17 protein-coding genes are annotated in these 14,508 nt (G+C 32.7%); 3 read left to right on the top strand and 14 right to left on the bottom strand.

The genetic code is table 11. From position 1 onward, the window contains the following. Positions 1-16 precede the first annotated feature (16 nt). The gene (locus tag MUN88_RS17225) at positions 17-379 is read left to right on the top strand and encodes a transcriptional regulator (protein WP_244717248.1); all 363 of its coding nucleotides are present in this window, start codon (positions 17-19) and stop codon (positions 377-379) included. 187 nt (positions 380-566) lie between these two features. Here the strand turns inward: MUN88_RS17225 and MUN88_RS17230 are convergent, their stop codons facing one another. Then, positions 567-1,034 (bottom strand): hypothetical protein, encoded by a 468-nt coding sequence (locus MUN88_RS17230; protein ID WP_244717250.1) that lies wholly within the window; start codon positions 1,032-1,034, stop codon positions 567-569. 73 nt (positions 1,035-1,107) lie between these two features. Here MUN88_RS17230 and MUN88_RS17235 point away from each other — a divergent pair, with 73 nt between their 5' ends. Together MUN88_RS17235 and MUN88_RS17240 are read left to right on the top strand one after the other, a co-directional pair. Continuing rightward, positions 1,108-2,115, top strand: coding sequence for a trypsin-like serine peptidase (locus MUN88_RS17235; RefSeq protein ID WP_244717252.1), 1,008 nt, complete (start codon positions 1,108-1,110; stop codon positions 2,113-2,115). A gap of 276 nt (positions 2,116-2,391) precedes the next feature. Beyond that, positions 2,392-3,174, top strand: coding sequence for a DUF6731 family protein (locus tag MUN88_RS17240; protein ID WP_244717254.1), 783 nt, complete (start codon positions 2,392-2,394; stop codon positions 3,172-3,174). Positions 3,175-3,331: 157 nt separating this feature from the next. Here the strand turns inward: MUN88_RS17240 and MUN88_RS17245 are convergent, their stop codons facing one another. From MUN88_RS17245 to MUN88_RS17305, 13 genes are all read right to left on the bottom strand, one after another. Further along, entirely contained in the window at positions 3,332-3,529 is a 198-nt protein-coding gene (locus MUN88_RS17245; protein ID WP_244717256.1) for a hypothetical protein, read from the bottom strand. 257 nt (positions 3,530-3,786) lie between these two features. Further along, positions 3,787-5,172, bottom strand: a complete 1,386-nt coding sequence (locus MUN88_RS17250; RefSeq protein ID WP_244717259.1) for a hypothetical protein — start codon at positions 5,170-5,172, stop codon at positions 3,787-3,789. A 492-nt stretch (positions 5,173-5,664) separates the two neighbouring features. After that, complete coding sequence (locus MUN88_RS17255; protein WP_244717262.1) at positions 5,665-7,251, bottom strand: DNA primase family protein; 1,587 nt, start codon at positions 7,249-7,251, stop codon at positions 5,665-5,667. Positions 7,252-7,275: 24 nt separating this feature from the next. Then, on the bottom strand, positions 7,276-7,458 hold the full coding sequence (locus MUN88_RS17260; protein ID WP_244717265.1) for a hypothetical protein: 183 nt from the start codon (positions 7,456-7,458) through the stop codon (positions 7,276-7,278). 382 nt (positions 7,459-7,840) lie between these two features. Then, on the bottom strand, positions 7,841-8,161 hold the full coding sequence (locus tag MUN88_RS17265) for a hypothetical protein (RefSeq protein ID WP_244717268.1): 321 nt from the start codon (positions 8,159-8,161) through the stop codon (positions 7,841-7,843). Between the two features lie 144 nt (positions 8,162-8,305). Next, positions 8,306-8,485 carry a helix-turn-helix domain-containing protein gene (locus tag MUN88_RS17270; protein ID WP_244717271.1) on the bottom strand — a complete coding sequence of 60 codons (180 nt, stop codon included), beginning with the start codon at positions 8,483-8,485 and terminating at the stop codon, positions 8,306-8,308. Between the two features lie 334 nt (positions 8,486-8,819). Next, positions 8,820-9,272 (bottom strand): hypothetical protein, encoded by a 453-nt coding sequence (locus MUN88_RS17275; protein ID WP_244717273.1) that lies wholly within the window; start codon positions 9,270-9,272, stop codon positions 8,820-8,822. A 220-nt stretch (positions 9,273-9,492) separates the two neighbouring features. Beyond that, entirely contained in the window at positions 9,493-9,723 is a 231-nt protein-coding gene (locus MUN88_RS17280) for a hypothetical protein (RefSeq protein WP_244717276.1), read from the bottom strand. Between the two features lie 28 nt (positions 9,724-9,751). Beyond that, entirely contained in the window at positions 9,752-10,663 is a 912-nt protein-coding gene (locus tag MUN88_RS17285; protein WP_244717279.1) for a tyrosine-type recombinase/integrase, read from the bottom strand. A 111-nt stretch (positions 10,664-10,774) separates the two neighbouring features. Beyond that, positions 10,775-10,999: a YneF family protein gene (locus MUN88_RS17290; RefSeq protein WP_244717282.1), complete on the bottom strand. Its 225-nt coding sequence runs from the start codon at positions 10,997-10,999 to the stop codon at positions 10,775-10,777. Positions 11,000-11,227: 228 nt separating this feature from the next. Next, on the bottom strand, positions 11,228-13,228 hold the full coding sequence (gene tkt / locus MUN88_RS17295; RefSeq protein WP_244717285.1) for a transketolase: 2,001 nt from the start codon (positions 13,226-13,228) through the stop codon (positions 11,228-11,230). A gap of 183 nt (positions 13,229-13,411) precedes the next feature. Next, the gene (locus MUN88_RS17300) at positions 13,412-13,636 is read right to left on the bottom strand and encodes a DUF896 domain-containing protein (RefSeq protein WP_244717288.1); all 225 of its coding nucleotides are present in this window, start codon (positions 13,634-13,636) and stop codon (positions 13,412-13,414) included. A gap of 108 nt (positions 13,637-13,744) precedes the next feature. Next, positions 13,745-14,407, bottom strand: a complete 663-nt coding sequence (locus tag MUN88_RS17305; RefSeq protein WP_244717291.1) for a YneB family resolvase-like protein — start codon at positions 14,405-14,407, stop codon at positions 13,745-13,747. Positions 14,408-14,508: the final 101 nt, after the last annotated feature.

The raw sequence follows: 14,508 nt of genomic DNA on the forward strand, positions 1-14,508 counted from the left end.
TAAGGAGGTATCGTTCATGCAAGAATTACAAATCACCAAGACCACATTTAAAAAGGTTGAATCTGAATGGTTTAATTATTATAAAACGTTGAGGGAAATAAAGTTGTTAGAAGAATCTATTCTTCACCCATTTGATGAGGATCCAGCTGATCCAACAATTCTTAAGGGTGTAAATTCTGTACGAATACCAGGTAATCCAACAGAACGAACTGCAACAAGACTTACAACTCATAAGCAGTTAAACTATTTGAGGGAAATAAAAAATGCAATTGAAATGGTTTTCAATAGTTTACCTTTAGAATATAAGCATTTTGTTAGGTGTAAGTATTGGTCGTACGAAAAAAATCATGGATTCAGATTGCACAAGAATGTAGTCTGAGCAAACGACAAGCTATGAGATGGAGAGATCAAATTATTAGAGACACTATAGACCATCTCGGATGGAGATAAAGATCAAAATACAATACTTTTTAAAAATTATTATAGTTAGAAATTTAATCTTACTAGCTAGATTATATTCCCTCTCATTTTTTCGCAAAATGAGAGGGAAGCATATTCTAATAGAATTATTCATTATCTTCAGTTAATCTAATTTCTATAATTTTTTTGTCTTTTGTAGGAGTGTAATTAAGAGATTTAAGTTTTCTCCCCCTTACATTCTGTTGATTTTTTTCATTCAAATATTCATCCATTGTTTTAACATTGGTTTTAAATACACTAATCTTGTAATTTGTATTTGTGTTTAAACTTACTATTGTCTCTTTATTTTTATCAATAATTACCATTTCTGTTTGTGGTAGAATTGCTTTATTACCAATTTGTTTTCCTCTAGTTGTTAATTCCACTAGGTAGTTTTGATATTTTTGATCATCAATGATTTTAATTTTAAAGTCTTTCATTTCAACAGACTTCCCTTTCTCTTCTTTATCTTTTATATCGTTTGCACTTGAACAGCTAACTAAAAAGACTATAAGAAGCAAAACTACAATTTTTTTGCTAATATTAACACTTCCTTCCATAGAAATTTTTGACATTGTTTTGTAATTATTATACAATAATTATTGTATTATTCAAATTTATTCAATTGAAGGGAGAATTTATGAAACTATGAAAACAAAGTTGATTTCAGTGTTTTTCGTTTTATTTTTCTTGTGTTTGTTTAGTCCTATTACAAGCATGGCAGTAGAATCGCCAAATGAAAGTGACACAACTAAAATCGAAATTTCTGATAGTTTCGACGTAACTAAAGTAGAAGAAGACTTAGTTCCAATTTTGGAGGACAAGTTAGAAAAACATAAAGAAAAACTTCCAAAGATTAATAATTATAGTTCGAATAAGGTAAAACAAATCATAAACAACTACAGTGAGTTTGATTCTCTAAGCTCTCAAGGGAAAGTATTAGAAGGACCTAATGAACCAATAGTTAAAAAGTCTAATGAAGTAATTAATTTAAATCTTAGTCCACTAGCAACAGATAATAGGGTTAAAATTACAAATACGACAACAAACCCTCATAATGCAATGGCTCATGTGGTTTATTCTAGTCCAAATGGAGATTGGTATACATGTTCTGGAACATTTTTAGATGAAGATACTGTTATCACCGCTGCCCACTGTGTATATAATACATACACCAATCAATTTAATCAATTTTGGTATGTGTATCCAGGTCAGAATGGTTCAGCCAATCCTTATGGAGGTTGGGCATCAGCTAGTGCTTATGTAACATTAGGGTGGGTTGATGCAGCTCCAACAGAACCGGGAATAGTGTACTTTACTGATGTTCAGCATGATTTTGCAGTTATAAAATTGGATACTACACATTCACATAACTTATCAGTTAGTTCAAATTCTTCTTTTGGAGATTCTATAACATCTTATGGATATCCAGGAGATAAAGCGACCTCAAGTGGATATTATTTATATAAATCTACTGGATCGATATTAGACATTGAGTACGACGCTCTTGTCCATTCCACTTATGTAACTGGTGGAATGAGTGGAGGACCAATATTAAAAAACAATAATGTTATTTCAGTTAATAGTACGGCAAGTTGGGGACCACAATTAACATCTACACACATTGATCTGATCAATCAATGGAAAAATAATTGATATTTTTAGATTGTCACTATTATGGCATTTTTAAGTCTATAAATCGTGTTAAAATAATAGTATGTATAATTATATCTATGTTAAAAAAGCACTTATTCAGGATGATCTGAGTGGGTGCTTTTTATTTTCATTTTTTCCAAAAATAAATTATAATAAGAACAAGAGTTCTGTTTTAATTGTGATAATGGGTAATTTGTCATTTGATTGTTAGGAAAAGCAGGAATATTTACCCTTTTTGTCGAAAAAGTTATAAACGACACAAGAGGGGGAATAGATATGAATATGTACAGAAAAGTTAAATTTGAGTATTTTCAAGTAACAGTTAGAAAAATTGGAGAAACCAAGGAAGAGTTATTTGATCTAACTCGCTGGATGGACGTTGTAAATAAAATCTCTTTGGAAAAAAGAGCAAGAGAATATCTAGGAGAAAGAGCACGTTTAGAAGAAGCTTATTTTGATGAAGATTTAGACTATTATTTTTTACACTTTGTCCGTTTAAGAGCAACTAATATTCCGTCAAAAGCTAAGATAGACACAAATGTAGAGCCATTCGAATTAGAAGATGACGAATATTTGGGGGAAGAAGTTTCAGCATTGTATGATGATAACAAGAGTATCTTAATGCTACAAAGAAATAAATTTAGTTTAGGACCAAGCGGGATCGCAGACTATCTAAACATAATTTGGGCAAATGATAATGAAACTATTTGCATAAGATCAATCCCTATACCTGACGCATTTCAGCTTGCTAGAAAGCCTAAGATATATAGAAAAGTAAATTTACGATTAGCTAATATTAATAGTGCAGTCGATCAAGGGTTTGTTGATAAATTAAAATCTCCATTAGGCCCGATAATAAAATCTTATGGTGAGTATGGTGGTGTAAATGCTCAAATCACTATAACAGTGGGGATGAAAAAAGACGGTGAGTTAAATGAAGATATTTCTTTTTCTCATTTTAATCACCTTTTCAAAATAATAAGGAAGGGGCACGAACCAAACATGCTCATGCCCCCAAGAGGAAATATAATGACTAAATTAGCATTCAGACTAATTTAATCCTTACAATTCGGTATCATAGATACCTATAGGAGTTGACACTGATTTATTTTTTTGGTCGCTCTAAAGTGTGAATGGTTGTATTTGACCAGTGTACGACCAGTACAAATGTACTCTATTGAATTAAATAATCTATATTAAACCTGCAAATACAGGATTAACATCTTTCAAATGGTTTATTTTCTATGTATTGCTTTATTTTTATTTCATTTTCTTCAGTTATCTTTAACCTAAAATTGAAAAACCTTGAGATTGTTCCAGCTGATAAACCAACAGCAGAACCTAACTCTTCATTTGTAATTTTTTTGCGTTGTTTTTTTGCATACAAATACATTATATTACGTTCTGATAGCATCTCTACCTCCTCACTTTCAGTTTAAATCATATTTATAACGTTACGTTTATGCTCCTAATCCAAAAAAATAGACAACCTAAAAGGTTGCCTACTTCATAACGGAATGAGAGAATAATAAAATTTTTGGTGTAAATTTTATGGTGATAAGTATTACCCTATCTATTATTATTAGACTTGACTTTTCTATTTTTTATGTTATGTAACGATTTACATACAAATAATAAATTATACTATTTATTCATGTTAATGTCAAGTGATTATGCATACTTTTTCCTTTTAATATTATTACATGCCTTACATTCCGATCTAAAACCGTTTTTACCCTTATTATCTTTTGCCCAATTATCATTGATCAGTAGCTTCTCTTTCCCACAACAGCCACACTCTTTACTGTCTATACCGTCTTGAATAGCTTGATATGTATTAGCAATCTTTCTTGCAATCGTTTTATGTATAAATTTGACTAATTGAGCCTTGGATCTCTTCTTGCCATATTTTTCGTTTATAAATTTGTTTAAAATCTTATACGGATCAACTGTGACCCCATTATTGTAAATATTAAACACTTTGTGCTTATCCATCAGCAACAACACAATTTCCTTTTCCTCATTACTCAGATCTGTTTTCATAATAGCATTCCTAAACTGTTCCAATGCCCAATATGTAAATGATTCAACGTTATCTAAATATTTAACTTCTAACCCTTGATATACCGGTAAATACTCTCTGTCTTCTTTCATGATTGATAATAAGCCACTAACATGGTCAACGTCACCTAGATTTAATGTTTCCTCTAATACGTCATCCTGTTCTCTTGTCGTGTCAAATGAGCGTTCAACTGGATTACTATATATCGTATCTTTTAAACTATTAAGTAGTATAGTTAGATCATATCCATCGGCGTTGTACATTTTATTAATCAGATACAGCCTTTGCTTTGGACTATACATATTTTCTTCTTCAGCAAACTTATTCATCAAATATTGCCGATATGATTCCTTTTCTTCATTAGTGTAAGATTCATCTAATCCATACTTTAACCCTAATTCCTTCCATGTATCATATCTTTCTTTTAACTCTGGATAATTGTCTAAGTTATCAAGTACATCTTGTCTACGTTCTTGTCTTTTTACATCTTCTGATTTATTAATTTTATTACTGCTAATCTGCTCGTCTAACATATCAACATGCATCTCATGTCCATTTATAACTGATTTTGGTAAATCCTCTTTCTCATTAAATACATCGGTATTAATCCCTATAACCATTTTATTTTTACCATCTTCTTTATCTTTCTCCACCCGATACTTGGACATTATAGGGTAATCTAAGTAATTAGCATTCTCAAAATTTTTATATTGTTTTAATATGTATGTAGATAGCTTTTCCATGTTTTTGGAGTATGGTACTTCATCTGATAACGGATCACCATTCTTGCCTACTTTTAAATTTACAAAGTTAGTTTTAAAGTAGCTGCCATCATCCCAATTTACGTAATCCTTCAATTCATCATTGTTTGCAATTTGATCTTCGACTAATTCTATTCTTGTAAATGGATCAACTTCATTATAGTCTAATTTACTAGTAATCTCTTTAAATATTTCCTGTACTGATTTCCCTTCATATTTTTCCTTCTCTTTCATTTAATAAAATTTCCCCTTTTATTTTAAATTTGTTATATTCTTCTTTGACACCAACTACCAAAAACACAAATCGTTTTTGCTACCTGCCCGCAAAGAAGCAAACGGGCATAATATTTTAACTTTCTTCTAACAACTAACTATCAATCAAACGGAATTACAACTGGAACACACTTTTACAACTGGAACATGGTTGGAACACGCTTTTTTGAAAGTATGTTCCACCTCCATCCCTTGTGCCCCAATGGTTTCAACCAAAGTGGAACACAGGTGCACAAAATTTCTTAAATTGATATATATTATAAATATTTATAATAATATGTAATAAACTATATATATTTCTCAAACTATCTCCGACTTAGAAAAAAGTATGTTCCTATGTTCCAGTTAGTCTATATCCCTTGTGGCTCTAAGTTTAGAGGTGGAACATGGTTTTTAAAAAGTATGTTCCAGTGCCCTAAAGTGTGTTCCATTTAAAAAAAAGTATGTTCCACCTTAATTTAGACTAATGCCTTTCCAAGTTGGTTTTTTGTTATTCTTGTTTGGTCTGTATTGCTCTAATTTTAAATTGGCTTTTATGTATCTATTAAACTTTATTTTTGTAAGAGGTTTATATCCGTCTTCATCACAATATGTTTTATATGCTTTATACAAAGTATCGCCTATTATTTCAGCATCTTCATTGATATTACAAACTTCATCAATAAATAATGAAATAGGATTAGACTCCTTCATATGATTCGTTTTTAATTCTTCTGTATGTTGGTTTTCTGAGAATCGGTAATTATTAGATCTCAATCTATCTAATCCATCTAAGGCTAGATTTAATAATGTTGATAGTGATTCTTCGGTTGTTAATTTATCTGGTAATTGTTTATCTTCATTTTTTCCGCCTCTAAACCTATTTGGCAAAGGAATCATGATCCACCTATCCGACCAAGCTTGTGACATATCGTTAGAATCAGGTATAGTGTTCATACAAAAAATATGCTTAGCAGTTGGTTTAATGATTTCTTGCGGCTTTCCTTTTTCCTCCACTAAGATTTCTCCACCTGTTACAGAAGATTTAAACTTTCCTGTATCCGAAAACCTTTGTTTCTTTAAATCATCAACTACGTTCAATATTTTCCCTTTTAAACGGATGGCACTAAATTTATCAGCGTCTATGTCTTGAGCAGGAACAGTGCTGTAATTTCCATTACCAACAAATGCTTGCAACATAGTAACCATTACTGATTTGCCACTACCCCCACCACTTTGGAGTATAAATGCCTTCTGCGCTTTAGTATCACTTGTTAGAATGTAACCAATCATTTCATGAATCAATGGAACAGATTCTTTATGTACCACACTTTCAATAAAATTATTTACTGTAGGGTTGTTGGCTTTCGGATCGTATGTGACAGGTAACTGAACAGTAGAAATTCTTTTATATGTATGATCTTTCAATTCTTTTGTCTTTAAATTTAACAAGCCGTTATTTACGTTAATCCACCCATCATTAGGATTGATTTTAGTTGTATTTGTCCTAATATCATTATTAGTTTTAATCCAATCAATTACTTCACGCTTTCTATGTGCTGAACTTTCTTCTTTTAATATGTTTTGGATGATTTTATTAATCTTCGGCTCACCGTTAGGCAAATACACACCATCTCGGTAGTAGTAAAGCGTACCACCATCAAAGAAAGTTTTTATTTTGCTGTTTATTGCTCTTCCTAATTTTGATGGTAAAAATTTATTCTTTTCTTTACTGAAAAAATTTCTTACATCCCATTCATCTTGTTTATTTCCTTTATCATCATTTGATTTTTTTGTTTCCTCTTTTTCATTATGTATTGGCTTTTCAAATTCAGGCTTCCACTTTTCAACAAATTCCCGGACAACTTCTTTTCTATTTTTATAATCATCCTTAGTTAAAATACCATCCCATTCGTAATCTTTATCATGGTATATGGCAATTTGTTTTTCGTATTCCTCTGGATATAATTTTTTGACCTTTTCAGCTTTAATTTCCTCCATTCCTTCTTTGTACTTCCATCCACCAAAAGGATTAATTGTCACATTTTCCTTATTTTGCATTAATTAATTTCCCCCATATATTCATTATTGATATTGCTTCTTATATTGCGCCAGTACCTCTCTCAAACGATCATCCTTTTCAAAAAGAGTGTAGTACAACCCATTCTTTGGATTGATAGATTTTGTTATGTAAGATATTCCATTTCGTTTGATTTCCTTGCTCAAATCTGGACTGTAACAGAAAAAATAATTATTTTCCTTTTTCATTTGTATTATTCTCCTTTTATTTATCAATCTACTTACACCCTTTATAAAGAGTGCATCTCACTAAAATATTTGAACTCCAAGTTTTTGTAATTCTTTAAATATTATTTCGTATGATTCATCTTTAATTGGATATTCAGTGTCACATGATTTACACTTAACTATATCCTCGGAAAATCTTACTTCTACAGTGGTTTCTTCATTACAATTCTCACATTCATACTTTTTTCTATCACTTTATTTTCAAATTGTTTCTTAATAATATCTTTAACTTTACTATCCATTTTTTATTTATCCCCTTTTATTTAATTTAATTATCGCTTTACTAACCATCTATATCAGCTTTGAAATAATCAAGCGCATCACCCTTTCCATGTTCATTGGATTAATCTAAGTATCCAATATTCGATCCTTTGCTAATTTCGTATTCATCCTGAAGTTCAGGAAAGGAATCTGCATCTATTACATCAATATTTAAAAATGTTTCGGCTGCCTGTTCGTACCAATAGTTAAAACCTTCATTTTGCTTTTCTTTCATAAACTGAATGACTTCTTCATCTAAGCCCTTCTCAGAAATAAAATTCACTAATAATTCAACTTTTTTAGTCAGTAAATTGTTTTCTTGTTCTTTTTCTGCAAATGCATTCATCAATCCTTGCGCTGCTTCTCTTTCTTCTTCGTTTAATTGGTAATCGTTTAAGTTCATTTTTATCAATCTCCCTTTTTATTTATTTATAGTTTTTTCTCACTTATCTAAAATAAGCGATTTGTTTACGCACTGACATTCTTTGCAAGTTCGTCACTTAATAATGAAAATAAAGACTCATATAACGAACGACTGAACCTACTCTTAATACTTTGATATGTAGTTTTGGTACATTCTTTCTTTCTCTGGACTCATGTTGGTTTTACCATTCTCGTATAAAGATATGTGTGCCTGTGTGCAGTCCAGTACTTCTGCCAGCATTTGGTGAGTGATCTTCTTCCTTTTCCGTTTTAACATCCATAATTCTCGATCATTTACTTCCAATAGCCATCATCCTTTCATTTATTTTTATAAGTGTGTTGCAAAATAAAATCATCCTCTACTTATTACTATACTGCCATTCACAATTGATGAAAGTAGCATTAAAAAAATTTTCATTTTTTTATTGACAGTTATACGATTTGTGGTATTATTATATATAGATTGACAGTTAAATATAATAGAGTTCAATTTATAGACACAAAAATAACAACCTTACACTATGTATTATAATGTTATTTGATAAATTCTGCAAGTAAACCCCAAAACTTTTTAAAATAAATATAGATTAGCACCTCGAATCCCTATTATATCAAGGATTCGAGGTTCTATTTTTTTATTAAATCATTAATTTTTCTTCTATTGTTTCAGGTTCTTTAGATTCTTTATCCAGTAAGTCCCAACTTTTAAGTAAAGGTAGCAGCGTATACTCTGGATGATTTACGGTCTTAGTGTATAGGTCTGAGAGGCTTATATTAGCTTTTCTGAGAGCTTCTAACTCAATATGATTAATTGGTTGTTGTAGTAGTTTTTCAAGCGCCTGTTGCTTATTTGTAGCGAATAGATGCATGAATTGTTCCTCTGTCATGTTACTAGCATTTCTTTTGTTAATTCTAAATTGATGAATTGCCTGAGTAAGATTGCCTGCTTCAATTTTAAAGTAATTTCTGTGAAAACTACTAAGATCATCATCAGACTTGATCAAAAAATCTATCAATCTCAAATGTTCTTCATGTACTTCTCCGTTTAAGATTTCCATTAATTCTTGTTTTTGTTCTTTTAGATTTGTCATTTTAATTCCTCCATTTTTATAATTTTATACTTAATGATATTCTACTTTTAATAGATTATTACTGTTTTAATCTTAGTTTTGATAGACTCTCTTCCATTACTTACTTTTACTGTGTCTATTACAAACAATACAACGATCTGAATAAAAATCGTATCTATGTTTGTTTCTGATGCGACAATCAATCCAGTGTTTTAATCTTCTTAGCATTTATTCACCCTCCTCAGACGTGACATCTTTCCTTAACACTCTTAACAATGCCTTGCTCTTCTGTCTGAGTCATGATGATTAATCCTTTATCTAACTCGAATCTAATTGGCTGATTATCGATATAATAAATTGTTCTGTATGGTGTTTTAGTTAGTCTAAGTTGACTTTCTAAATCTGAAACTTTTGCTAAATCAAACATAAAATGATCTTGTTCAGGTGTAAAAATCACCCACTTTTCCTGCATTTTTATCACCTTTCTTTTTTGCTTTTCATTAAAATCTAAATTTAGACAATGGACTACTACTGTTTGCCTTTACCTTTAACTTTTCATCGGTCAAAGACTGTAAATATCTCTGAGTAGTCGATATATCGGCATGTCCAAGCAAACGAGATAAGCTATAGATATCCATATTTGCTTTTGTATTGCTTACAACCTCAGTTGAGTAAAAATGCCTAAATTTGTGTGGATGAGCGTCTTTTACTCCTGTTCTATCAGCAGCTTCCTTCACAATGTTATGAACAGTAGCATGTGTGATTGGATCACCCTTATAGTTTAAAAAGTAATGAGGGTCATCATATCCTTTGGATTTTAAAAATTGTTTTCTAATTCGTTCATATTTAACCAAAATACGCTTTAATTGATGAGAGGCAAATACTACTCTTTCCTTGTTTCCTTTTCCTCTAATAAGTATTGTCGTATCTCTAATATCGTCTACGGTCATTCCTCTGACTTCCATTGCTCTTAATCCTAAGTCTGCCATCATGGCTACCATTGTCTTCCCTCTCATCTCTAGATAACTTTTATCCGACCAGCACCTAATCATCCTATATACTTCATCTTCTGTAAATCCCTGTTTTGTTTTCTTTGGTACTTTGGGTAAAGTTACTTTGTCCATTGGATTTGCCATCAAATATTCCTCTTTTACACACCAATTGAAAAAAGCAATAATTTGTTTCGCCATACTTACAATAGATTGAGGTTGCAAGCCTGACTTTTGCTTTTGATACACATAAGCTTTTAGATCATGATGTGTAATTTGCTCTAATTTTGTAATGGATCTTTTTTTAGTTAGATACTTTTTTAGTTGCTTATATTCTTGATGCTTATTTTTCATGGTCTTATCTGTGAAATTTCTAGCCAAACAATAGTATTTGTATTCTTCGAATGCATCTTCTAAAAACACGAAAAAACCACCCCCTCTGCTTTAATTTTTCTTACAGAAAGAGTGGTTTGAAAAACTAACCTATAAAGTTGAGAAAACTTCTACAAATCCCTATATGACGGCATTTAAACCCTATTTATTATCCATTTGGTTGTTCATAGAACGCATCATTTGCTTGATTTTCTTTTGTGACGGTTTTTGTCCCATCTGCATCATCATTGTTCGCAACATTTGTTCGTTAATAGGTGGGTTTTTCTTTAAATAGTTCATCATGTATTTTCTTGCGATAAAGAAGCCTAATGCTACCCCAGCAATCAGACAAGCAATCGCAATTAATACGACCCAGATTGTACTCATTCGCTAGTTTCCTCCTTAAACATATCTCTTATACAGTATAGTAAAAACTATCTAATAATACAAGCACTTGTTTCACGATTATGTAAGCATTGATCCGCTCAACTGTTATGCTATATTTGTAAGACTTACTGGTGATATGATTATTAAAAAAACATCACTACCGCCAAAAAACTACCTGATTAAAAATGAGACGAGGATCAGCTCCGTCGTCCCATTTCGCTTCATTAATTAGAATAATTCGTTCACGTGATTAACAACATTCTCCACAGTGAAGCCATATTCTTCAATAATTTTGTTTCCATTTGCAGATGCACCAAAGCGATCGATTGAAATAATCTTACCTTCGATACCTACGTAACGCTCCCAACCTAATGAAGAAGCCATTTCAACTGCAACACGTTTAGTTACTGCACTAGGTAATACAGATTCTTTGTAAGCAGCATCCTGCTTATCAAAGCGATCCCATGAAGGAATACTTACAACACTTACGTCTTTTCCTTCTTCTTTCAATTGTTTTTGTGCTTTTACCGCTAGCTGGACTTCAGAACCTGTCGCTACAAGAATTGCATCCGGTGTTTCTTTAGAAGCTGGACTTACAACATATCCACCTTTTTTCACACCTTCGTATGCTTTTTCTGCAGTACCATCTAGTGTTGGCAGGTTTTGACGAGTTAAGACTAATGCAGTCGGCTGAGATGTTGATTCTACAGCTAATCTCCATGCAGCCTGCACTTCGTTACCGTCTGCTGGACGAATAACAGAAAGGTTCGGCATTGCTCGGAAAGCAGCTAATTGTTCAACCGGTTCGTGAGTTGGTCCATCTTCCCCTACAGCAATGGAATCATGTGTTAATACATAAGTTACAGGTAGGTTTTGGATCGCTGATAAACGAACAGCTGGACGTAAATAGTCACTAAATACGAAGAATGTACCACCGAACACTTTTAATCCGCCATGTAATGCCATACCATTTAAAGCTGCTGCCATCGCGAATTCGCGTACACCGAACCAAATATTGCGGTTTTCTGGTGTTGCCGCAGAGAAATCTCCAGCATCTTTCAAATTAGTTTTGTTAGAACCTGCTAAATCGGCACTACCACCGAATAAAGTTGGGACTGTTTTGGCAATAGCATTTAACACTTCACCTGATGTAGCACGTGTTGCTGCTTCATCTTTTCCAGTTTCATATACTGGTAATTCTTTTTCCCAGCCTTCAGGTAATCTCTCATTGATCGCGTCATCTAATTCTTTTGCTAATTCTGGATGAGCATTTTTATAAGCGTCGAATAGTTCGTTCCATTTCTGCTCTTTCTCTTTACCATTGTCAACGATTTTTGTTTTGAAATCTTGGTAAACTTCTTCAGGTACATGGAATGCTTCATGTTCCCAACTATAGAATTCTTTTGTTAAGGCAACTTCTTCCGCACCAAGTGCTGCACCGTGAGAAGCTGCAGATCCTGATTTATTTGGGGAACCATAGCCAATTACAGTTTTCACTTCGATTAAAGTAGGCTGCTCTGTATTTTGTTTCGCTTCTGCAATCGCATTAGAGATTGCTTTCGTATCATTACCATCTTCCACACGAATTACTTGCCAGCCATATGCTTTGAAACGACCTTCTACATTTTCAGAAAATGATTTATTCAATTCCCCGTCTAATGAAATATCGTTGGAATCGTATAAAGCAATAAGTTTGCCAAGTTTCAGGTGACCTGCTAATGAAGCAGTCTCATGAGAAACACCTTCCATTAAGTCACCGTCACTGACAATAGCATAAGTGTGATGATCTACCATGTTATAGTCATCTTCGTTGTATTTAGCTGAAAGATGTTTCTCAGCCATTGCCATACCAACACTCATAGCAATACCTTGTCCTAATGGTCCGGTAGTTGCTTCTACACCATCAGTATGGTGAACTTCCGGGTGACCTGGAGTTCTGGAATCCCATTGACGGAATCCTTTAAGGTCTTCAATCGTTACATCATAACCAGATAAATGAAGTAAGCTATAAAGTAACATAGAACCGTGACCTGCAGAAAGTACGAAACGGTCTCTATTAAACCATTTAGAACTTTTTGGGTTATGGTTCATATGCTCAGTCCAAAGCGTATATGCCATTGGAGCAGCACCCATTGGTAAGCCCGGGTGTCCGGAATTTGCTTGTTCAATTGCGTCTATCGACAATGTTCTGATTGAATTAATAGACAATTGTTCAGTTTGGTTTGACATGATTTTTCCCCTTTCAATATCAAAAAAATATGTACGCACATCTATAATCCTATAACGAAATCCGCTATATGACAAGTATATTAAAGTTAAAACACGATAATTTTCGTTAGAATTATCAGTTTTTTCACCGAAATTCAACTTGTATGGTCGCTCCAGAACAAGTAGTTAAAGAAGAAGAAGTAACTACTTCTTCTTCTTTAACTGTTTTAATTTTTCTGGAGTAACGTCATCGCCATTCGGATCAACGACCGTCATTCCTTTTAATTGATTTTTAAAAGATTTCCTAACATTTTTCAAATAAGCTTCTCGTAATTCTTTTTGTTCTTTTTTTTCTTCTTCTGTTAAACCTTCTGATTTAGATTTTTTCGATAACTCATTAATACGAGCAATTTTATCTTGGGAAAGCATAATATATACACCTCGATTTCTTTTCCATCATTTTTATTCAGACATGAATGCATGTATTTTACCATGAAAAAAAGAGTATACATAACTTGTATACCCTGTCCTTCTATTTTAATCTTCCTTCATAGACTTTTCAAGTGATTGGTATTCCTGATAACGCCGATGGACCGTGGCTTTCGAAACATTATATCCCATCCCTCGTAAGACAGATGCAATTTCATGAAAGGTCAGATTATTTTTTCTCAGCCGTTTCACTTCTTCGATCGGAAAATGTTTGCGTTCTCTTCCTTTCGCAAGGTGTTGATTGGACAGATTCTCCGCTGGATTAAATCCGTTATCAACAGCTTTTCTCATGCCTCGTTTGATTTTAGCGTTATGTAATTTAAGTTGATATTCTTCCACAATCGAGACGATTTGTAATACCATCGAATCTCCTTCTGACAATTGCAATTCGCCATTCTGTGCTAAGCAAAAGATGGATACATCTAACCGTTGTAGCTGATGCAGTAAAGCGATCTTCGTATTTCCTCGCCCTAATCTCGTTTCATCTTGGATAAGTAATGTATCTGCTGTGTTGTTTTGAAATGCTTCGAGGAGAGTAAAGACACCTTCCCTTTCGATTTCATAACCGCTCTGTTTCTCTTCTATTACTTGCACAACCTCCATCTCATATCGGGATGCAAAATAACGCAATTCTTCCTTTTGCCGTTTGATTGAAGTCTCTTGTGTGTCTTTACTTGTACTTACCCGACAATAAATAATGGCTCTAGACATAAAACGTACACCTACAATTCTACAAGTTTGATACTGCTGAAAAATAAAAAAATGCAATACCTAGTATAAATGCTATCAAATAAAAAATGTCAACTTTCGAT

Origin of the sequence: Gracilibacillus caseinilyticus (assembly GCF_022919115.1) — a bacterium.
Taxonomy (GTDB): Bacteria; Bacillota; Bacilli; order Bacillales; family Amphibacillaceae; genus Gracilibacillus; species Gracilibacillus caseinilyticus.